This is a genomic window from Herbaspirillum sp. VT-16-41, assembly GCF_001994935.1.
Lineage (GTDB): Bacteria > Pseudomonadota > Gammaproteobacteria > Burkholderiales > Burkholderiaceae_D > Herbaspirillum > Herbaspirillum frisingense.
On record NZ_MUXB01000120.1, the window covers coordinates 221,496 to 241,987 of the forward strand.

The 20,492-nt window shown below is 63.2% G+C and carries 17 protein-coding genes; 2 read left to right on the forward strand and 15 right to left on the reverse strand.

All coding sequences use genetic code 11. The features are described 5' to 3' along the window. Window positions 1–9: 9 nt before the first annotated feature. From BTM36_RS18550 to BTM36_RS18590, 9 genes are all read right to left on the reverse strand, one after another. A complete protein-coding gene (locus BTM36_RS18550; protein WP_077237425.1) occupies window positions 10–1,272 on the reverse strand; it encodes an EAL domain-containing protein in 1,263 nt (420 codons plus the stop codon). After that, on the reverse strand, window positions 1,250–2,431 hold the full coding sequence (locus BTM36_RS18555) for a chemotaxis response regulator protein-glutamate methylesterase (RefSeq protein ID WP_077237426.1): 1,182 nt from the start codon (window positions 2,429–2,431) through the stop codon (window positions 1,250–1,252). The genes BTM36_RS18550 and BTM36_RS18555 overlap by 23 nt, the downstream gene beginning before the upstream one ends. Beyond that, window positions 2,428–3,309: a protein-glutamate O-methyltransferase CheR gene (locus tag BTM36_RS18560; protein WP_077237427.1), complete on the reverse strand. Its 882-nt coding sequence runs from the start codon at window positions 3,307–3,309 to the stop codon at window positions 2,428–2,430. Before BTM36_RS18560 ends, BTM36_RS18555 begins: the two co-directional genes overlap by 4 nt. Before the next feature lie 5 nt (window positions 3,310–3,314). Continuing rightward, window positions 3,315–3,890 (reverse strand): chemotaxis protein CheW, encoded by a 576-nt coding sequence (locus tag BTM36_RS18565; protein ID WP_077237428.1) that lies wholly within the window; start codon window positions 3,888–3,890, stop codon window positions 3,315–3,317. A gap of 103 nt (window positions 3,891–3,993) precedes the next feature. Further along, window positions 3,994–5,781, reverse strand: coding sequence for a methyl-accepting chemotaxis protein (locus tag BTM36_RS18570; RefSeq protein WP_077237429.1), 1,788 nt, complete (start codon window positions 5,779–5,781; stop codon window positions 3,994–3,996). A 26-nt stretch (window positions 5,782–5,807) separates the two neighbouring features. Beyond that, entirely contained in the window at window positions 5,808–8,009 is a 2,202-nt protein-coding gene (locus BTM36_RS18575; RefSeq protein WP_077237430.1) for a chemotaxis protein CheA, read from the reverse strand. Then, complete coding sequence (locus BTM36_RS18580) at window positions 8,006–8,341, reverse strand: lipid asymmetry maintenance protein MlaB (protein ID WP_077237431.1); 336 nt, start codon at window positions 8,339–8,341, stop codon at window positions 8,006–8,008. The genes BTM36_RS18575 and BTM36_RS18580 overlap by 4 nt, the downstream gene beginning before the upstream one ends. A gap of 83 nt (window positions 8,342–8,424) precedes the next feature. Continuing rightward, complete coding sequence (locus BTM36_RS18585) at window positions 8,425–8,793, reverse strand: response regulator (protein WP_077237432.1); 369 nt, start codon at window positions 8,791–8,793, stop codon at window positions 8,425–8,427. A gap of 9 nt (window positions 8,794–8,802) precedes the next feature. Further along, the gene (locus BTM36_RS18590; protein WP_077237433.1) at window positions 8,803–9,969 is read right to left on the reverse strand and encodes a chemotaxis protein; all 1,167 of its coding nucleotides are present in this window, start codon (window positions 9,967–9,969) and stop codon (window positions 8,803–8,805) included. A 429-nt stretch (window positions 9,970–10,398) separates the two neighbouring features. On the opposite strand from BTM36_RS18590, the gene BTM36_RS18595 reads away from it, so the two are divergent. Next, window positions 10,399–11,040: a deoxynucleoside kinase gene (locus BTM36_RS18595; RefSeq protein WP_006461789.1), complete on the forward strand. Its 642-nt coding sequence runs from the start codon at window positions 10,399–10,401 to the stop codon at window positions 11,038–11,040. A 7-nt stretch (window positions 11,041–11,047) separates the two neighbouring features. After that, window positions 11,048–11,875: a 3-methyl-2-oxobutanoate hydroxymethyltransferase gene (gene panB, locus BTM36_RS18600; protein ID WP_006461790.1), complete on the forward strand. Its 828-nt coding sequence runs from the start codon at window positions 11,048–11,050 to the stop codon at window positions 11,873–11,875. A gap of 109 nt (window positions 11,876–11,984) precedes the next feature. On the opposite strand, the gene dnaJ is transcribed toward panB, so the two are convergent. The 6 genes from dnaJ to BTM36_RS18630 form a co-directional block, all read right to left on the reverse strand. After that, window positions 11,985–13,115, reverse strand: a complete 1,131-nt coding sequence (dnaJ, locus tag BTM36_RS18605; RefSeq protein ID WP_006461791.1) for a molecular chaperone DnaJ — start codon at window positions 13,113–13,115, stop codon at window positions 11,985–11,987. 264 nt (window positions 13,116–13,379) lie between these two features. Then, window positions 13,380–15,329 carry a molecular chaperone DnaK gene (dnaK, locus tag BTM36_RS18610; protein WP_077237434.1) on the reverse strand — a complete coding sequence of 650 codons (1,950 nt, stop codon included), beginning with the start codon at window positions 15,327–15,329 and terminating at the stop codon, window positions 13,380–13,382. A gap of 155 nt (window positions 15,330–15,484) precedes the next feature. After that, window positions 15,485–16,048, reverse strand: a complete 564-nt coding sequence (grpE, locus tag BTM36_RS18615) for a nucleotide exchange factor GrpE (RefSeq protein ID WP_077237435.1) — start codon at window positions 16,046–16,048, stop codon at window positions 15,485–15,487. A 618-nt stretch (window positions 16,049–16,666) separates the two neighbouring features. Further along, complete coding sequence (gene hemH, locus BTM36_RS18620) at window positions 16,667–17,776, reverse strand: ferrochelatase (protein WP_077237436.1); 1,110 nt, start codon at window positions 17,774–17,776, stop codon at window positions 16,667–16,669. A 53-nt stretch (window positions 17,777–17,829) separates the two neighbouring features. Then, window positions 17,830–19,476, reverse strand: coding sequence for a DNA repair protein RecN (recN, locus tag BTM36_RS18625; RefSeq protein ID WP_077237437.1), 1,647 nt, complete (start codon window positions 19,474–19,476; stop codon window positions 17,830–17,832). A 68-nt stretch (window positions 19,477–19,544) separates the two neighbouring features. Further along, window positions 19,545–20,462: an NAD kinase gene (locus BTM36_RS18630; RefSeq protein ID WP_006461796.1), complete on the reverse strand. Its 918-nt coding sequence runs from the start codon at window positions 20,460–20,462 to the stop codon at window positions 19,545–19,547. Window positions 20,463–20,492 lie beyond the last annotated feature (30 nt).

The following is a 20,492-nucleotide window of genomic DNA, read 5'->3' on the forward strand; positions in this document are numbered from 1 at the left end:
GTCCGTCGCCTACGCGACCCCGCCCGTAGCCGCCCCGCGTCCCAGCGGTCGCAACTCGTGCAGGCGGCGATGATGTCCCTTCAGCCACAGCGACAGCTCATTGGCCGGCATGGGCTTGCCGATCAGGTAGCCCTGCCCCAGGCTGCAACCGAAATCCTGCAGCAGGCGCCAGTCTTCCATGGTCTCCACACCTTCGGCGACGGTCACCAGTTCCAGGCGCTGCGCCATGTCCAGCGCGGATTGCAGGATCACCCGCAAGTTCTTGCGATCATGCGCACCATGCACGAAGGAACGGTCGATCTTCAGTTCCGTGAAAGGGATGCGGGCCAGTTGCTGCATCGATGAGAAGCCGGTGCCGTAATCGTCAATCGACAGGCCGAAGCCCTTGAGCCGCAAACGCGCCAGCATGCCCAGGGAATTTCCCTTGTGCGCGACCACCGAGCTTTCGGTGATTTCCAGCACCACGTTCTCGGCCGGCAAGGCATGCTTGTCCACCAGTTCCAGGATGCGATGCAGGAAGTCGGGTTGCTCCAGCGACAGCGGCGACAGGTTCACCGCCACCTTGATCGCCAGCCCCCGGCTATGCCACACCGCCGCCTGCGCCATGGCCTGGTCCATCATGCTGATGGTCAGGTCGTGGATCAGGCCGCACTGCTCGGCCAGGGGAATGAAACGGTCCGGCGGCACCATGCCGCGTTCCGGATGAATCCAGCGCGCCAGTGCCTCGACACCCTTGAGGATGCCGGTCTGCACATCCACCTTGGGCTGGAAGTAAGGCAGCACCTGCCCACCATCAATGGCAACGCCCAGATCAGTCTCGCACATCGAGGGCAAGGGATCATCATGCGCATGGGCATCGCCACCATGACGGCGGAAACCTTGCAGCGCGGCGCGCAACTGGCCGAGGTTGAGTGGTTTCTGCAGGACGCCGATCAGGTTCATGCCCAGCGCATGGATCATGGTTTCCACCGACAGCAGCAAGGAAGTCTCGCGACTGGAGGCCACGATCAGCGGAATATCGATGCCCTTCTGCTGCAATTGCTGGATCAGCTCGATGCCATCCATGCCCGGCATTTCCAGGTCGATCACCACCAGCCCGGGAGGCAGCTTGAGCAGTGCCAGCAGATCCAGCGCCTCGTTGCCGTTACCGGCCTCGTAGATCAGATCGACGTCCAGCTCCTGCAGCAGCGACACGCTATGGCCGCGCTGCAGGGCGCTGTCGTCGACGACCAGCGCGGATTCGATCAGCTCATTGAGATTCTCTAGAGGCATATTTTTCGATCACGGCAGAGATATTGTCGAGCGGGAGGACATCACCGACGCCCCCCATGTGTATCGCTTCTTTCGGCATGCCGAAGACCACACTGCTGGCCTCGTCCTGGGCGTAGGTCGCGGCGCCGCAATCGGCCATCTCCCGCATTCCCCGCGCTCCGTCGTCCCCCATGCCTGTCATGATGATGCCTACTGCATTGCTGCCGGCGGCCTTCGCCAGCGAGCGGAACAGCACATCCACCGATGGCTTGTGCCGGCTCACCAGCGGCCCTTCCAATGTTTCCACATAGTACTGCAGGCCATCGCGCCGCACGACCAGGTGCTTGCCGCCCGGCGCGATCAATACGCGTCCGGGCAGGATCACGTCGAGATGCTCGGCTTCCTTGACCTCGGCTCCCGAGAGACGATGCAACCGCTCGGCGAAGCTGCGCGTGAAACGCTGGGGCATGTGCTGCACCACCACGATGCCGGGACAACGCCGGTCCAGCCGGCCCAGCACCTGCTCCAGCGCCTGCGGTCCACCGGTGGAAGCACCGATGGCGACGACGCGTGCCGTCGGTGGGCGGTAGCCGTCTTCCGGCCCTGGCGGGTTCAGTACGGCATCGGCGGTGTAGCGCTGCAAGCCCGAGGTCCAACCCGCATCATGCAGTATTTCACGTGATGCTGCTTTGACCGGGCTCAGCCTGGACAGCTGTGGAACGGACCGTGTCAGCGCCGGGGTGGCTACGCCGCCATTGCGGCTACCGGGTCCGGCCTGCATCGCGGTGCGGATGGCGCTGGCCAGTTCGACCACGGCCTCCTGCAGGAACTCGCGCACACCCAGTTGCGGCCTGGCAATGACGCTCACCGCGCCGGCCGCCAGTGCTTCGGCCGCGACCTGGCTGCTGTCGCCGGCGCGCGCGCTGCACATGATGACCGGCGTGGGTCGGGTGGCCATGATCTGGCGCAGGAAGGTGATGCCATCCATGCGCGGCATTTCGATATCCAGCAGGATCACGTCCGGCCACTCCTGATGCATCTTGCGCAAGGCAAACACCGGATCGGGCGCCGTGCCGATGACACGGATGTCGGCAGTCTGCGCCAGCAGTTGTTGCATCAACTGCCGTACCACCGAAGAGTCATCGATGACCATGACCCGGATTGCCGGCGGCGCGTTCATTGCGGCCTGCGGTAGATGGAGGGTGAATGCATCAGCAGGTCCAGCTCCATGCCGTGCAGGGATTCCGAATGCCCGACCACCAGATAACCGCCCGGGCGCAAGCGCGCAATCACGTCGCGCAATACCTTGAGCTTGGTCTCGCAATCGAAATAGATGATCACATTGCGCAGGAAGATCAGGTCATACATGCCATCGTCATGGGCATGCAGTGCGGTCAGGTTGCGCTGGGCAAACTCGACCTTGGCGCGCAGGTCGGCCTGCACCAGGAACTGGCCCTCGTATTCCCCGGTACCAAGCAGGCAATAGCGGCGCAGGTAAGGGCGCGGAATGTTCTGGCCGCGCGCCATCGGATACAAGGCGCGACGGGCGAAACGCAGGACCCGCGTGCTGATGTCGGAGCCGAATACCGACCACGATGCCGTGGGCCGGTGATGGTCCAGCAGCATGGCCAGGGTATAGGCCTCTTCCCCGGTGGAACTGGCGGCGCTCCAGACGCGCAGGGTCTTGCGTTCGCTCCACAGCGGCAACAGTTCGTCGGCCAGGAAATCGAAATGACCCTGCTCGCGGAAGAAGTAGGTCTCGTTGGTGGTGATGAGGTCGATGGCGCGCTGCCGCTCCTGGCCACCCTGCTCACTGCTGATGAGGGCATAGTACTGGCCCAGCTCGCGCAGGCCCAGCTCGTGCACGCGGTTGCTCAGGCGGCTTTGCAGCAGGGCCTTCTTCGATAGCGGCAGGTGCAGGCCGATATGCTTCTTGAACAACTGCTGGAACAGCTGCATGTCGTGATCGCTGACCTCGTCGTCCAGTTGCAGACCCAGGCCTGTGCTGCCGCCCAGGTGGGGGTGGGTGATGCCGCCGGAACCGCCGATGCTGGCCATGGCCGCTACTCCCGCGTAGCCTGGACCGACAGCACCGGCACTCCACCCAGGGCGTCGTCGGCGCTCATGCCCAGCAGGCTGGCCAGCTCATCGACCGACAACACGCGCTGCACGTCCAGCACCACCACGAAACGCTCGCTGACGTTGATCATGCCCTCGATGAAATCGGCCCGGATGCCGGCGCCAAAGGAGGGCCGTGGTTCGATGTGATCCACGCCGATGCTCAGCACCGCGCTGACCGCGTCGACCATCACGCCCAGCAGCAGCATCTGCTCGTCCTGCACCAGTTCCATGATGATGATGCAGGTACGCTTGGCCTCGACGGTGGGCGGGCGACCGAAACGCACCGACAGGTCGATCACCGGCACCACCGAGCCGCGCAGGTTGATCACCCCGCGCAGGAATTCGGGCATCAACGGCACTTCGGTCAGACCACCGAATTCGATGATCTCGCGGATGTTGACGATGGGCATGGCAAAGCATTCCGCACCGACCAGGAAAGTCAGGAACTGGCGGGTCTCGATGACTTCTTCCTGTTGCCGCTTGCGGGCCGATTCGCCGTTCAACGATACGCTGGGCATGGCCTGCTCTCCTGGCTGTGCCGGCGGGAGCCGGACCGGTCTACTGCGCGCCGTATGGGCGCTGACGTGAGGGTGGATGCAATCTTGCTCATGGCTTGCGACCTCAGAAACGCTTGAAGGCGGACTCGTCCACGCCGGGCTCGTTCTCGTCCACATCCAGCATGGACAGCCGGCGCACCCGCTCGTGCTTCACACCAGGGGTGCGGGGTTCGCCGGGCTTGTCGCCACGCGGTGGCATCTTCTGCATCTCGCCCACGCGGAAGAAGCGCATCAGGTCCTGCAGATGGATGGCCTGGGCACTCATCTCTTCCGAGGTGGCCGACAGTTCTTCCGAGGCCGAGGCCGTCATCTGGGTGGTTTGCGCCATCTGGTGCACGGCGTTGTTGATCTGTTCCAGACCGGTGGATTGCTCGGCCGAGGCCGCAGCGATCTCCTGCACCAGGTCGGCAGTCTTGCGGATCGACGGCACCATCTGGTTGAGCAGGCCGCCGGCCTTTTCGGCCAGGCCCACGCTGTTCTCGGCCACGGCAATGATTTCCTGGGCGGCGGTCTGCGAACGCTCGGCCAGCTTGCGCACTTCGGCGGCGACCACGGCAAAGCCCTTGCCATGCTCGCCGGCACGTGCCGCTTCGATGGCCGCATTCAACGCCAGCAGGTTGGTCTGGTAGGCGATGTCGTCGATGATGCCGATCTTGCTGGCGATCTGCTTCATCGCAGCCACCGTCTCGCGCACCGCTTCGCCACCTTCGGTAGCGGCATTGGCCGAGAGGCTGGCGATGCCATCGGTGGTGCGGGCGTTGTCGGCGTTCTGGGCGATGGTGGCGGTGATCTCTTCCACCGAGGCACTGGTTTCCTCGACGTTGGCAGCCTGTTGCGAAGCATTGTGCGACAGCGCCTGGGAAGACGATGAAATCTGCTCCGATGCCGAGGCCAATGCGCTGGCCGTGCCACTGACATCGCCGATGACGTCGGTCCACTTGGTGACCATCTGTTGCGTGCTGTAGAGCACGCTCACCTTGTCGCGCTTGCGCAGCGGCACGGTCACGGTGAGGTCGCCCTCGGCCACCCGGCGCAGCACGCTCATGGCGTCACGCGGTTCGCCCCCGATCTGCGAACGGATGGTGCGATAGGCAAACCCCAGGCAGGCGAACAGCACCACCACCGAGGCGGTGAGCAGCCAGAATATCTTCTGTTCCAGTTCCGCGTAGTCGGTACCGGCCTTGACCACACGGGCCTGGGTGCGCTCATCGACCAGGCGCAGGAAATCATTGACCGGGCTCATCACCTTGCCGAACAGGGTGCGATAGGTCTGGTCGAACACCAGCTCCTGCGCCATGGCCTGGTTGGGCGCGCCCACCACGCTGTACTTGCCTTCGCCATCGTCGAACTCGCCCTTGACGGCGTGGAAGGCGGTGATCTCGATGCGCGAAAGCTGGTCGGCCAGTTTCAGCGCTTCCTGCATCTTGGCCAATTCCTGTTCGGTGAAGCCGGAGCGCTTCATCAGCTCGGACAGCGGCACCGCCTGGGCACCCGCTTCCAGCGGAAGCTTGCGGGCGCTCACCAGGTCCCAGTTGAAGCGGTCATAGTTGGCAGGACGAGGACGCTTGCCGTTACGGATATCCAGGATCATGTAGTAACGATCTTCGTCGTTGGGATCACCCGTGGTCACATAGGCACGCGCGAACTTGGTCATGTCCTCGGTGGTCCGGCGCAGCTCATTGGCCAGCGCAGCCGACGAATAGCGCGACTGGTGGGCATGCTCCAGGGCCGTGTTGGCCTGCCTGAGGGTATCGGTGAGACTGATCACCACCGCCACCAGGATGGACAGCACCACTGCCAGCCAGATGAAGATCTGCTTGATGCTCATTCTGTTGGTCATCGATTCTTGCATGCTCGCGTCCCCTTGTGCTGCACTCGTCATTGCGCGGACGTCACGCCGCGTTCGGCGTAGACCGCCGTATTGCCTTGTTCCTGCTGCTGGGTGTGATGGACCAGGTGCGGGATGTCCAGGATCAGCGCCACCCGGCCGTCACCGAGGATGGTCGATCCCGACAGTCCCTTGACCTTGCCGAACAGCCTGCCCAGCGGCTTGATCACCGCCTGGCATTCGCCGAGCAAACCATCGACCAGCAAACCTGCGCGCAGCTGGCCGTATTGCACAATCACCAGGCTCTTGCGCGCACGGCCCTGCTGGCGCTCAGGCAGGTCGAACAGCTCGCGCAGCGGGACAAAGGGCAAGGGTTCGTCGCGTACCGCCACGATGTGGCTGCCGCTCTGGTGGGGCGGCATGTCGATGCATTCCACCACCATGTCCAGCGGGATCACGAAGACTGCATTGCCCACCACCACCTGGAATCCGGAGATGATGGCCAGCGTCAGCGGCAGGCGGATACGCACCACGGTGCCGCGCCCGCCTTCGGTATCGATGGAGACCTCGCCATGCAAGGCCTCGATATTGCGCTTGACCACATCCATGCCGACCCCGCGTCCCGACAATTCGGTCACCTGCCGGGCCGTGGAAAAACCGGGCTCGAAGACGAAGCGATAGATGTCGGCATCGCTGAGGTCTTCGTCGCCGCTGGTCAAGCCCTGTGCCACGGCCTTTTCCAGGATGCGGTCGCGGTCCATGCCGCGTCCGTCATCCATGACTTCGATCAACACGCTGCCCGATTCGTGGGTGGCATTCAGGCGCAGGGTGGCCTTGGGTGGTTTGCCGGCGGCGAGGCGCTCGTTGGCCGGTTCAATACCGTGGTCGATGGCATTGCGCACGATGTGCATCAGCGGATCGGCCAGGCGCTCGACCATGGATTTGTCCAGCTCGGTATCGGAGCCGGTCATGATGAGGTCGATGTCCTTGTCGAGGTCGCGCGCAATGTCACGCACGATGCGCGGGAAGCGCTGGAACACTTCATTGATCTGCACCATGCGCAAGGTCAGGGCAGCATCGCGGATCTGTTCCATCAGGCCGTCGATGGCCTGGGTCGCTTCCTCGAACTGGCTGTCCTTGCGACGGCGCGCAATCAGTCGTGCACTGGCACCGGCAATCACCAGCTCGCCCACCAGGTCGATCAGCTGATCGAGCTTGGAGACTTCGATCTTGATGAACTTCTGCTCCTGCGCACGACGTTCGTCCAGCAGGCGCGGCCGCTGGCGCGCATCGGGTGCGGCCACGGGGGTTACCGACACGGCGGCCTCGTCGACCGTGGCCGCGCCCAGGCAACGCCATTGCGTTTCATTGAACAGTCCGTGGTGGCGCCAGAGACCGACCAGACGCGCCGCATCCTCACGCGCCAGGCGTTGCAGCACGGTGGCGTAGTCAGCCAGCACGCTATGTGGGGACAGGATATCGATGCGACTGTCGTCACGCACGAACTCGAAGACATCCTCCAGCGTCTGGCGGGAAGAGCCCGAGGCAAAACAGATTTCCACGCCCAGGTAGCAGCTTTCGGCATCCATGCTGGCGGCATCGGGGATGCCGCTTTCCACCGGCAGGATGGCGACGATACGGCCGAGCGAGCGCAGATAATGCAGGAAGGACAGGGGGTCGAGGCCATCGCGCAGCACGTTCTCGTTGAACTGCAGCGACAGGTGCCAGTAGGGATAGTCGGCCGGAGCCTGGGCAGTGAGTTCATCAATCGCACCCAGGCCCTCCCGCTGGCCCGCCACCGCGTCGCCTGCTGCGGCAGGCTGGCCGGCGCCGGCTGCCTCGGCCGCGTCGCCCGTGCTTGCAGTCAGCGCCACCAGGGCCAGCTCGGCCAGCAGCGCCGTGCGCCGCTCGGCATTTGGTTCCTCGGCTTCCTGGCCGCGTTCGATGGCATCGACCAGTTCACCGATGTAATCGCCACACTGCAGCAACAAGGACATCAGGTGGCCATTCAGAGGCAGACGATCCTGGCGCACCAGGTCCAGCAAGTGCTCCACCTGGTGCGTGAACTGGACGATGCTGTCGAAGGCGAACAGCCCGGCCGATCCCTTGATGGTATGGGCGGCGCGGAAGATGGCGTTGATGCACTCGCGGGTCGGACCTTCCATCTCGATCTGCAGCAATGCGGCTTCCATCGCCACCAGCAGTTCGCGGGCTTCCTGTACCACGGCATCGCGGGCAGAATCCTTTTTCATGCGTGCTCCCCTGCTGGTGGGAGCAGGACCTCGGCAGGACCGAATCGCTCATGCAGCTGCAGCAGGTCCAGCGCCGCCACCACGGCCGGACTATAGGCGCCAATCTCCAGCTGGCGGTCCTGCTCGGCTAGTTCGCGCCGCAGCAGCAACAGCAACTGGATGCCCGCGGTGTCGATCTCGTCCACTCCGGCCAGGTCCAGCACCACGCGCGGCTGCACCAGCGTCAATGCGTGCAGCAGCTCGGGCTTGCGCTCGGCTGCCTGGAAAATGGTCAGTCCGCCGCTCACGGTGAGCAGTAGGCTGTCCTCTTGCACGGAGTACGTCAGTGGCATGTGGCGGGTCTCGGCTTTCTATCGGTCGCTTGCTGTCGGTCTGGGCTATCGCTCGGCGGTTCGGCGGTTCGGCGGTTCGGCGTTCAGGGTTGTACCAGCTTGGCCACCGCATCGAGCAGCACCGGTGGCTGGAAGGGCTTGTGCACCCAGGCGCGGATGCCGGCAGCCTTGCCTTCCTGCTTGCGCGCTTCGCTGCTCTCGGTGGTCAGCATGATCACGGGGGTGAACTTGTAGGCGGACATCTGTTTCATCTCGCGCACGAAGGACAGGCCGTCAAGATTGGGCATGTTGAGGTCGGAGATGACCAGGTTGAACTTGCGGCCGTCCAGTTTCTTCAGGGCTTCGCGCCCGTCAGCGGCCTCTTCCACGTGGTATCCGGCACTCCTCAAGGCGGCCGAGATGGTCTGCCGCAGGCTGAAGGAATCGTCGACGATCAAAATACTCTTTTCCATCTCGGTTCCTCAGAAGAAATCCACTTGGGACGGCGCTGCGGGATGGCCCTGCTGGCCGGCGTGTATCTGACGCTGTTCCTGCGTGGTATAGGTCTTTTCGAGATCGGCCAGCCATTGCTGGGGGGAAGGCAGCGCGTCCTGGCCAGGTTCGGCGGCACCGCGCAGACGGGCGATGTCCTGTTGTACGTGGTCCAGGATCTGGCTGATGCGGTCCTGGAATTGCAGGTGGACCAGGATGTCGCAGACTTCGCGATCGACTTCGCGGCCTTCGTCTTCCAGCTCCTCCACGGTGGTGGTCAGCTTCATGGCGGACTGGCGGAAGTCGGCGATGATCTGGTCGATCACGGCCCGCGAGTTTTCCACGATCTCGCTGGCGCCGGCTGCCATCTCGCCGGTGCTGCCGACGGCAGCCAGGATCTGCTGGCGGGCACCCTTGGCGCGGGCGGCGATCTGCCGACTGTTCTCGGCCGAACGCTCGGCCAGCTCCTGCCAGCTCTGGGCATCGCTGAGGAGATCGGTCACACCGGTCTGGCCGGCCAGTTGTTCATTTTGCTGGGCCAGGCGGCGGATGTCGTCATTGGCGGCCATGAGCGCGTCGAAGCGGGTCGCCAGCACCTGACGGGCGGCCTGCATGCCTTCCAGCGCCGAGGCGATGATGCCCAGTTGCTCTGCAGCATCCTGGATGGTCTGCAGGATGTCGCCGTTGGCCGCGCGGCTGGCGGGGTCCAGCGTGCCACCGAGACGCTCGTGGATGCCGACGAAACGGGCCGTGAGGCTATCGATGGCCGACTGGGTCTGTGCACGTGCCAGCTGGACATTGCCTTGCCACACCGGCAGCACTTCGCGCAGCAGGTCGGCCAGCGGGAGGGTCTGAGTGGCGCGGGAGGTGGACGCCAATTCCGGCTCCAGTACGGGTTCCATTGCAGGCACCAGGATTGGCTCACCCAAGGCTGCGCCCGGCGCGTGGACGCCCGTTGGCTCGCGCGCCTCGGCTGCCCCGGCAACGGCGGTCCGCGAGACGTCTGCGGCGGCGGGTGCCGGCAGGCAAGTCAGATAGAACGCACCGCCGATCAGGAGGCCGACCAGCAAACCCAGCCACCAGTGCTGGGCCAGCATCATGAACAGCAGCAAATTGACCAGGCACAGCACTGGCAAGATATTGCGAAGCGATTTCAAAGCCACGATCCCGATTTGTTGTTCTCAGCTTGGGTCAATGCGCGTGGCGCCACGGGCACACCATGCTCTTGACAGCGTTTACGGCAGGTATTGGCCGATCTTGGGGCAACAGACAACAGACCGGTACACCGCCTGTTGCGCGCTGCCGGGGCACCGCCTGCTCGGCATGCCGCCCTGCAGCGAACCCGGCACTAATCTCCCACCGGGTTGGTCTATCCTGCGCGCACCAACCCACAGTCTATTGTGCTGGTTGCCCGAGTGTCGCCTTTCGTCGAATAAAGGCCAATTTCCGTTTGAGTTATCGACGCAGTGGATGGGCGAACGGGGATTATTGCAATAATTACAACAAAACCAAGCTTCCGCGGGTGCCGCCCGTCGGGGGAAATCAACTACAATGCCGCACCCGGCGTGCCGGGGGAAAGAGGACGCATGGAACTGGAAAGTTACCGCTACATTGCAATCGACGGGCCGATCGGCGCCGGCAAGACTTCCCTGGCCAAACGCCTGGCCAGCTTGTGGGACGCCCAGGTGGTGCTGGAACAGCCGGAGGAGAATCCCTTCCTGGCCGACTTCTACCGCAATGCCGGCCAGCATGCCTTCCAGACCCAGGTGTTCTTCCTGTTGCAGCGGATCCGACAGTTGCAGGCGCCGCTCGATCCGGCGCTGCTGGAGGGGCGCTTCGTCGCCGATTTCATGCTGGAAAAGGACATGCTTTTCGCCGGGCTGACCCTGGCCGGCGAAGAACTGGCGCTCTATGAAACCTTGTACCTGCAGTTGCGCCCGCAGGCGCGGCTGCCGGACCTGGTGATCCATCTGCAGGCCGCGCCCGAGATATTGCAGGCGCGCATTGCCGAGCGCGGCGTGGCCATCGAAGAAGGTATTTCGCTGGATTACCTGCAACGGCTTTCCGAGTGCTACAGTCAGTTTTTCTATCATTACGAAGGGGCGCCGGTATTGACCGTCAATACCGAACACCTGGATCCGGCGCACAACGACGCCGATCTGCGCACGCTGCTGCAGCACATCGAAGAGATGCGCGGCAAGCGCGCCTTTCTCAATCAAGGAGGTTGAATTTCCAATGGCAGGCTATCTTCAGGAATCCGGCGCGGCACGCGCCAAGCCGGTGACGACCCACACCCTGCAGGCCATGCGCGCCAAGGGCGACAAGATCAGCATGCTGACCTGTTACGACGCCAGCTTTGCGACGCTGATGGAGCGCGCCGGGCTGGAGACGGTATTGATCGGAGACTCTCTCGGCATGGTCTGCCAGGGTCACGATTCGACGCTGCCGGTGAGCATCCAGGACGTGGCCTACCACACCGCTGCCGTGGCGCGCGGCAGCCACACCATGCTGATCATCGCCGACCTGCCCTTCGGCACCTATCCGACCCGTGAAGAAGCCTTCCGCAATGCCGCCCTGCTGATGCAGGCGGGGGCGCAGATGGTCAAGCTGGAAGGCGGTGTATGGCTGGCGGATACGATCAAATTCCTGACCGAGCGCGGCATCCCGGTCTGCGCCCATATCGGCCTGACGCCGCAGTCGGTACACCAACTGGGCGGCTTCAAGGTGCAAGGCAAGACCAGCGATGGCGCTACGCAATTGCACGCCGATGCACTGGCCGTGCAGCAAGCGGGGGCGTCGCTGGTGGTGATCGAGGCGGTACCAGCCACGCTGGGCAAGGAAGTGACCGACCGCCTGGCCATTCCCACCATCGGCATCGGTGCCGGCCCGGACTGCTCCGGCCAGGTGCTGGTGATGCATGACATGCTGGGCGTCTTCCCGGGGCACAAGAGCCGCTTCGTGCGCAACTTCATGGACGGCGCCGGCAGCATCGAGCAGGCCGTGCGCGCCTACGTGGCTGCGGTCAAGGACGGCAGCTTCCCGGCGCAGGAGCATTGCTTCTGAGACTGCGTGAAGCATCAACCGCCTGCAGCATGACTTAGGCGGACAGCAAAACGGCCAGCGATCTGCTGGCCGTTTTGCTTTGCTGCGGTTGTGTGAAGGAGCTCCGGTCTTACTCGAAGAATTCCTTGACCTTGTCCTTCCAGGTCTTGGTCTGCGGACTGTGCTTGGCGCCACCTTCGGTGGTCAGCTGCTCGAACTCGCGCAGCAGTTCCTTCTGGCGTTCGGTCAGCTTGACCGGCGTTTCCACCACGACGTGGCAGAACAGGTCACCGGCATAACCGGAGCGCACACCCTTGATGCCCTTGCCGCGCAGACGGAAGGTCTTGCCGCTTTGGGTTCCTTCGGGGATGGAGAAGGATGCCTTGCCGTTCAAGGTCGGGGCTTCGATCTCGCCGCCCAGCGCTGCCTTGGCAAAGGAGATCGGCATTTCGCAATGCAGGTCGTCGCCATCGCGCTGGAACACGTCATGCGGCTTGATGTGGATTTCCACATACAGGTCGCCCGGAGGACCGCCGTTGACACCCGGCTCGCCGTTGCCGGAGGAGCGGATGCGCATGCCGTCGTCGATGCCTTCGGGAATCTTCACCTCCAGCGTCTTGTTGCGCTTGATGCGACCGGCACCGGCGCAGGTGGGGCAAGGTTCAGGAATGATCTTGCCGCTGCCGTGGCACTTGGGGCAGGTCTGCTGGATGCTGAAGAAGCCCTGCTGCATGCGTACCTGGCCATGACCGCCGCAGGTGGTGCAGGTGACCGGCGAGGTGCCGGGCTTGGCGCCGCTGCCGTGGCAGGTGTCGCATTGATCCCAGGAAGGGACACGGATGGTGGTATCGAAACCGTGGGCCGCCTGTTCCAGGGTGATTTCCAGGTTGTAGCGCAGGTCGGCGCCACGATAGACCTGCGGGCCCGAATTGCGCCCGCCACGTCCGCCGCCGCCACCGAAGATGTCGCCGAAGATATCGCCGAAGGCGTCGGCAAAGCCGCCCGCGCCGGCACCGCCGCCGGCTCCCATGTTGGGATCGACACCGGCGTGTCCGTAGCGGTCGTAGGCCTCGCGCTTCTGCGGGTCCGACAGCATCTCGTAGGCTTCCTTGACCTCCTTGAACTTGTCTTCCGCGCCCTTGCTGTCGGGGTTGCGGTCAGGATGGTACTTCATCGCCAGCTTGCGATAAGCCTTCTTGATTTCGTCGTCGCTGGCGTTCTTCGCCAGTCCGAGCACTTCGTAAAAATCGCGTTTTGCCATGTTGTATAACCCACCTTGTTATTGTGTTCCGTCGCTGCTGCGAAGGCCTGCACTGCGGCCGCCCTTGCGCGACCGGGAACCAACAATGTGAAAAAGCCGAGTTCAGCTTTTGACTGCGGACTCGGCGTACCGGCCTGGCCGATCAGACAACCCGGCCGGGTGGATGCTGCTGGAGCTGATTTCCTAAAAATCCGCCCGGGCTGCGGAAAAACCGCACCCGGGCGCGAGCGCTGACGTCAGGTGAAACGACGCGTCAGTCCCGGATTACTTCACTTCCTTGAAGTCGGCGTCGACCACGTTGTCGTCCTTCGCGGCTGCACCACCGGCACCGGCCGCACCCGCCTGGGCGCCTGCGGCACCGGCTGCGCCACCGGCGGCAGCGGCTTGCGCCTGCTGGTCGGCGTACATCTTCTCGCCCAGCTTTTGCGCAGCGGTCGACAGGGCAGCGGTCTTGGCATCGATGGAGGCCTTGTCGTCACCCTTCAGGGCTACTTCCAGCTCCTTGATGGCCGCTTCGATGACTTCCTTCTCGCCGCCTTCGAGCTTGTCGCCGTACTCGCCCAGGGCCTTCCTGGTCGAGTGCACCAGCGCGTCGCCCTGGTTGCGGGTCTCGGCCAGTTCCTTCAGGCGCTTGTCTTCCTCGGCGTTGGCCTCGGCGTCGCGCACCATCTTTTCGATCTCTTCCTCATTCAAGCCCGAGTTGGCCTTGATGGTGATCTTGTTTTCCTTGCCGGTGGCCTTGTCCTTGGCGCCCACGTGCAGGATGCCATTGGCGTCGATGTCGAAGGTCACTTCGATCTGCGGGGTGCCGCGCGGTGCAGGCGGGATGCCTTCCAGGTTGAATTCACCCAGGGCCTTGTTGCCCACGGCCATTTCACGCTCGCCCTGATAGACTTTGATGGTCACGGCCGGCTGGTTGTCGTCGGCAGTGGAGAACACCTGGCTGAACTTGGTCGGGATGGTGGTGTTCTTCTTGATCATCTTGGTCATGACGCCGCCCATGGTTTCGATACCCAGCGACAGCGGGGTCACGTCCAGCAGCAGCACGTCCTTGCGGTCACCCGAGAGGACCGAACCCTGGATCGCGGCGCCCACGGCGACGGCTTCGTCGGGGTTGACGTCACGGCGCGGGTCCTTGCCGAAGAATTCCTTGACCTTCTCGATGACCTTGGGCATGCGGGTCATGCCGCCGACCAGGATCACGTCGTCGATGTCGGAGACCTTCACGCCGGCATCCTTGATGGCGGTGCGGCAGGGTTCGATGGTCTTGGCGATCAGTTCCTCGACCAGGGATTCCAGCTTGGCGCGGGTGATCTTCAGGTTCAGGTGGACCGGCGCGCCATTGGCCATGGCGATGTAGGGCTCGTTGATCTCGGTCTGCTGAGAGGACGACAGCTCGATCTTGGCGCGTTCGGCCGAGGCCTTGATGCGCTGCAGGGCGATGGCGTCCTTGGACAGGTCCAGACCGTTGATCTTCTTGAATTCCTCGATGATGTAGTCGATCAGGCGCTGGTCGAAGTCTTCGCCACCCAGGAAGGTATCACCGTTGGTAGAGAGCACTTCGAACTGCTTTTCGCCATCGACGTCGGCGATTTCGATGATGGACACGTCGAAGGTGCCGCCGCCGAGGTCATACACGGCGATCTTGCGGTCGCCCTTCTCTGCCTTGTCCAGGCCGAAGGCCAGCGCAGCCGCGGTCGGCTCGTTGATGATGCGCTTGACATCCAGGCCGGCGATGCGACCCGCATCCTTGGTAGCCTGGCGCTGGGCGTCGTTGAAGTAGGCCGGCACCGTGATGACGGCTTCGGTCACTTCTTCGCCCAGGTAGTCTTCGGCGGTCTTCTTCATCTTGCGCAGGACTTCTGCGGAGATCTGCGGCGGTGCCAGCTTCTTGTCGCGCACGCCGATCCAGGCGTCGCCGTTGTCGGCAGCCACGATCTCGTAGGGCATCAGGTTGATGTCCTTCTGCACTTCCTTCTCGGTGAACTTGCGGCCGATCAGACGCTTGGAGGCGTAGATGGTATTGCGCGGGTTGGTCACCGCCTGACGCTTGGCGGGTGCGCCGACGAGGATTTCGCCGTCTTCCTGGTAAGCAATGATGGAGGGCGTGGTACGCGCGCCTTCCGAGTTTTCGATCACCTTGGGCTGATTGCCTTCCATGACGGAAACGCAAGAGTTGGTGGTGCCCAGGTCAATGCCAATGATTTTTCCCATGATTTTTCCTTCGATCTTTCAGCCCTGGATGCCGGGCTACAGTAGTTTTGGATGTTATTAATATGTGGAGAAAAGATGGACTTTCAAGCGTCGAAACCACCGGAACAAGCAAAAATGATGCCTTTGGCGCTGTTCCCCCTTCGACGCCGGTCCGCTTACTTTCCCTGGGCCACCGTCACCAGCGCGGGGCGCAACAGACGGTCGGAAATCATATAGCCTTTTTGCAGCACGGCCACGACGGTGTTGGCTTCCTGCTCGGCCGGCACGGCCGAGACGGCCTGGTGCTTCATCGGGTCCAGCTTGTCGCCGGTTTGCGGGCTGACTTCCTGCAGCTTGTTCTTGTCGAAGGCCGAGGTCAGTTGCTTCAAGGTCATGTCCACGCCTTCCTTCAGGGATTCCAGCGAGGCGTTTTCGATCTTCAGGGCCATTTCCAGGCTGTCCTTGACGGCCAGCAGGGATTCGGCAAAACCTTCGATGGCGAACTTGTGGGCCTTGGCGATGTCTTCCTGAGCGCGGCGGCGGATGTTCTCGCCTTCGGCACGGGCGCGCAGGAAGGCGTCCTGCATCTCGGCAGCACGGGCTTCTGCGGCGGCCAGCTTGTCTTCCAGGGTGGGCTCGGCCGGAGCAGCCTGCTCGGTGGCATTGGCGGCAGCGGCGGCATCCTGCGACTGGGGATCTTGCTGGGCGGTTTGGGCTTCCTGTTTTTCCATGTCTTGCATTCCTGAATTACCTCCAACGAATCGATTGGTGACGTGCATCCGGCAAATTGCGTGCAGTATCGCCGGCGCAAGATGCGGCTCAAGTAAGGCATATCCCTGCATTTTCAAGGGCTATTTAGCCTTTTTTGAGTGGTTTTTTGCCTGATTCTGCCGTTACCGCGTGAAATCCCGAACGTTGGACAGCGCTTTGGACAGTGTTTACCAGGCCGGCCTTCACGTTCACTCGATGCCGGCCTAATATGAATTTAGCCCAATAGCGGGCTGCCCTCGGACTTATCGTATCAACAAGGTGACATCATGAAACCGCCACTGATAGCGGCCACCATCCTCATCGCCGCCTACAGCCTCTTGGCCACCGCCTGGATCAGCTATACCCATCTGGTCGGCGAATTCACGCTCTGAGACTGCCTCTGGGCTGACATCCTGCTTCTGCCGTCGCAACCGCTGGCAAGCCGTGGCGACCTGCGGAACGGCTGCTTTGTTCTTCTATAGAGCAAGCCATCGCGCGGCAAAGAGTTGCACAATAAACAACAACGATGCATCCCGTCCGTATTCTAGCAGGCTGCACGCGGCATTCCGTCGATTCCGGGCAACTTGTTGTTGCCCCATGACAATGCATTACTGGGTGGCACCCAGGGCCTTGGCGCGTTCGGCGGAAATGAGCGCTTGCCGGGCGGCCTCGTCGCGGGCCGCCCCGTTGCTCATGGTGGGCCAGCCGGCCAGGTGCTGCTCGACGATCTCCACCATGCCGCCGATCCAGGCTGGGGCTTCATTCAGACATGGAATAAAGTGAAACTCCTTGCCACCAGCCTGCAGGAAGTCATGCTTGACCTCCATGGCGATTTCTTCCAGCGTTTCCAGGCAGTCACTGGTGAAACCGGGGCACATAACATCGACCCGGCGCACGCCCTGGCGCCCCAGTTCCTGCAGGGTCGGGGCGGTATAGGGTTGTAGCCATTCCGCCTTGCCAAAGCGCGACTGGAAGGTGACCAGATATTCTCCTTCGGACAAACCCAGCGACTGCGCCAGCAGGCGCGCCGTCTTGTAGCACTCGCAATGATAGGGATCGCCCAGCAGCAGCGTGCGCTTGGGAACACCGTGGAAACTCATGACCAGCTTGTCGGGGCGCCCATTGAGCTCCCAATGATCCAGCACCGACTGGCGCAGGGCCTGGATGTAGCCGTCCTGGTCATGATAATTGCGGATCAGGCGCAGCTCGGGGATGTTGCGCACCTGGCGGTAGTGCTCGAACACGGCATCGAAGATGGAGGCCGTCGTGGTGCCGGAATATTGCGGATAGGCCGGCAGTACCAGGATGCGGGTGCAGCCCTGTTCCTTCAGCTGGTCCAGCACCTGCGGCAGCGAAGGCGTGCCGTAGCGCATCGCATACGTCACCTGCAATTGATGATGGCCGCGCGCAGCCAGCTGCACGCCCAGTGCGGCCGCCTGGCGCTGCGTATGCACGCGCAGCGGCGAGCCCTCCTCGGTCCAGATGCTGGCGTACTTGGCGGCCGATTTGGAAGAACGGAACGGCAGGATGATGCCATTGAGGATGAACCACCAGACCGCCCGCGGGATTTCCACCACCCGCGGGTCCGACAGGAACTGCCTGAGGTAGCGGCGCAGTGAGGGGGCATCGGGAGCATCGGGCGTGCCCAGGTTGACCAGCACCACCGCAGTGGAGGCCGGACTGCCGTGGGTGTAGGGAAGTTCTTTGCGGAAGGCCATGGTCGCTTGATTGGATGTTCTTGTTGTGATCGTGGACGATCAGGGATCTGGGATCAGGAGGCCAGCAGTTCGCGTGCGTGCTTGCGCGTGGTGGCGGTGATTTCCAGGCCACCCAGCATGCGGGCGATTTCCTCGACACGGGCCTTGGCATCCAGACCGTCGATGTCGGACAGGGTCTTGCCACCCTCGCTGCGTTTCTTGACCTGGTAATGCTGGTTGGCCTGGCTGGCGACCTGCGGCAGGTGGGTCACGCACAGTACCTGGCGTTCCTGCCCCAGGCGCTTGAGCAAGCGTCCCACCACTTCGGCCACGGCGCCGCCGATGCCGCTGTCGACTTCGTCGAAGATCAGGGTCGGCACGGTCGTAGCCGCCGAAGCGATCACCGAGATGGCCAGCGAAATACGCGCCAGCTCACCGCCCGAAGCCACCTTCGCCAGCGCACGCGGTGCCACCCCGGCATGACCGGCGACCAGAAACTCCACCTGTTCCAGGCCGTACGCGGCGGGCTCGCCGACGTTGAGCGCAATCTCGAAACGACCGCCGGCCATAGACAGGTCCTGCATGGCTGCCGTGACGGCCTCACCCAGTGCAGTTGCCGCCTTGGCCCGGGCCTTGGACAATTTCTGCGCCTGAGACAGGTAGGCGGCCTGCAGCTTGTCTTCCTGGGCTCGCAGGGCGTCGAGGTCGCTGGCGTCGGCCAGCTGCTTCAATTGTTCGGACAGCTTGCGATATTCCTCGGGCAGTTCATCGGGCTGCACATGGAATTTGCGGGCGCTTGAATGAATCGCTTCCAGGCGCTCTTCCACTTCCTGCAGACGCGCCGGATCGAGTTCCACCCGCCCCAGGTAATCATTGAGCGCATACACGGCTTCCTGCAGCTGGATCTGGGCCGGCTCCAGGGCGTCAAGCACGGGCTTGAGGGCGGTATCGACATCCACCAGCTTGCCCAGCTTCTGCGTGATCGAGGACAGTTGCGAGAGGATCGGCGACTCCGATTCGGAGATCACGCCCAGCGCTTCCTGCGCACCGCCGATCAGCGCTGCCGCATGCGAGAGGCGGCTATGCTCGGTGCTGATCTCGGCCCATTCACCGGGCTTGACGGACAGTTTCTGCAGCTCCGCCACCTGCCATTCCAGCCGCTCGCGCTCCAGCAGCACATTGCGGGCATCCTGCTCGAACTGCTCGCGTTGGCGCGCCAGGGCGCGCCAGGTGCGATAGGCGGCGGCGACTTCACCTGCCTGGTCGAGCAGGCCGGCCTGGCTATCCAGCAGCTGGCGCTGGGCATCGGCCTTCATCAGCGACTGGTGCGCATGCTGGCCGTGGATGTCGACCAGCATCTCGCCGACCTCACGCAATTGCCCGGCGGTGGCCGCGCTGCCATTGATGTAGGCCTTGCTGCGACCGGCATTGTCGATCACCCGACGCAGCAGCACGCCGCCATGTTCGTCGGCGAACTCATGCTCTTCCAGCCAGGCCTGGACCTCGGGCGTAGCGGTGAAATCGGCGCTGACGTCGGCCTTGGCCGCGCCCTCGCGCACCACGCTGGGATCGCCGCGACCGCCCAGGGCCAGCGCCAGGGCATCGATCAGGATGGATTTGCCGGCGCCGGTTTCGCCGGTGAAGACGGAAAATCCGCGCGCAAATTCGAGCTCGATGGCATCGACAATCACGAAGTCGCGGATCGTTAAGGTACGCAGCATGGTGGTCTCGCAGCGGGTTGGACGGACAGGCCTGAAGAATGGCGCAAGCCGGCATGCGCCGGCCGCGCTTATTGTAATCGGCCTTCTATCGAGGGGTATTCATTCCAGTGCAGCTTCTCGCGCAGGGTGTCGAAATAGCTCCAGCCCTGGGGATGCAGGAAGGTGATCTTGTGCGCCGAACGGCGGATCACGATGCGGTCGCCATGCAGCACGCTGGTGAGCGACTGCATGTCGAAGTTGGCGCTGACCTCGCGCCCGGAAACCACCTGGATCACGATCTCGCAGGAATCCGACAGCGTGATCGGACGATTGGACAGCGAATGCGGGGAGATCGGCACCATCACGATGCCATGCAGGCTGGGGTGCAGGATGGGTCCGCCGGCCGAGAGCGCATAGGCGGTGGAGCCGGTCGGGGTGGCCACGATCAGGCCGTCGGAGCGCTGGTTGTACATGAAGCGGCCATCGACCTCGACCCGCAGCTCGACCATGCCGGAGGTGGAACCCCGCGCCACCACCACATCGTTCAGGGCCAGGGCGCGGAAGATCTCGCCGCCCTCGCGATAGACCCGCGCTTCCAGCAGCGAGCGCGACTCGGCTTCGACATTGCCGTCCAGCATTTCGGCCAGAGCCGGTATCATGCGGTCTTGCGCGATGTCGGTGATGAAGCCCAGGCGTCCCTGGTTGATGCCGATCAGCGGTACGTTGTACGGTGCCAGCTGGCGCGCGATGCCCAGCATGGTACCGTCGCCGCCGACCACGATGGCCACGTCCGCGTGATGACCGATCTGCTCGGGAGTCATGCTGTCATAGCCTTGCAGGGCGATGTTCTCGGCGGTTTCGGTCTCGAAGACCACGGTGTGGCCGTGCGACTCCAGGAACACGGCGATGTCCGACAATATCTGCGCGATGCCGACGGCCTGGTACTTGCCGACGATGGCGACGGTTTTGGGTACGGCTGCCTGAACGGGTAATTTGATGGGCCACATGCTGCGGATTAGACCATAATTTGAGATGAC

Excerpts from the sequence above, each read along its gene's own strand:
- BTM36_RS18560 (WP_077237427.1), bottom strand. The coding sequence starts at position 3,309 with ATGGCCAGCATCGGCGGTTCCGGCGGCATCACCCACCCCCACCTGGGC.
- dnaK (WP_077237434.1), bottom strand. The coding sequence starts at position 15,329 with ATGGGAAAAATCATTGGCATTGACCTGGGCACCACCAACTCTTGCGTT.
- panB (WP_006461790.1), top strand. The coding sequence starts at position 11,048 with ATGGCAGGCTATCTTCAGGAATCCGGCGCGGCACGCGCCAAGCCGGTG.
- BTM36_RS18555 (WP_077237426.1), bottom strand. The coding sequence starts at position 2,431 with ATGAACGCGCCGCCGGCAATCCGGGTCATGGTCATCGATGACTCTTCG.
- BTM36_RS18580 (WP_077237431.1), bottom strand. The coding sequence starts at position 8,341 with ATGCCACTGACGTACTCCGTGCAAGAGGACAGCCTACTGCTCACCGTG.
- dnaJ (WP_006461791.1), bottom strand. The coding sequence starts at position 13,115 with ATGGCAAAACGCGATTTTTACGAAGTGCTCGGACTGGCGAAGAACGCC.
- BTM36_RS18565 (WP_077237428.1), bottom strand. The coding sequence starts at position 3,890 with ATGCCCAGCGTATCGTTGAACGGCGAATCGGCCCGCAAGCGGCAACAG.
- BTM36_RS18630 (WP_006461796.1), bottom strand. The coding sequence starts at position 20,462 with ATGTGGCCCATCAAATTACCCGTTCAGGCAGCCGTACCCAAAACCGTC.
- BTM36_RS18595 (WP_006461789.1), top strand. The coding sequence starts at position 10,399 with ATGGAACTGGAAAGTTACCGCTACATTGCAATCGACGGGCCGATCGGC.
- BTM36_RS18550 (WP_077237425.1), bottom strand. The coding sequence starts at position 1,272 with ATGCCTCTAGAGAATCTCAATGAGCTGATCGAATCCGCGCTGGTCGTC.
- grpE (WP_077237435.1), bottom strand. The coding sequence starts at position 16,048 with ATGCAAGACATGGAAAAACAGGAAGCCCAAACCGCCCAGCAAGATCCC.
- BTM36_RS18570 (WP_077237429.1), bottom strand. The coding sequence starts at position 5,781 with ATGCAAGAATCGATGACCAACAGAATGAGCATCAAGCAGATCTTCATC.
- BTM36_RS18585 (WP_077237432.1), bottom strand. The coding sequence starts at position 8,793 with ATGGAAAAGAGTATTTTGATCGTCGACGATTCCTTCAGCCTGCGGCAG.
- BTM36_RS18575 (WP_077237430.1), bottom strand. The coding sequence starts at position 8,009 with ATGAAAAAGGATTCTGCCCGCGATGCCGTGGTACAGGAAGCCCGCGAA.
- hemH (WP_077237436.1), bottom strand. The coding sequence starts at position 17,776 with ATGGCCTTCCGCAAAGAACTTCCCTACACCCACGGCAGTCCGGCCTCC.
- recN (WP_077237437.1), bottom strand. The coding sequence starts at position 19,476 with ATGCTGCGTACCTTAACGATCCGCGACTTCGTGATTGTCGATGCCATC.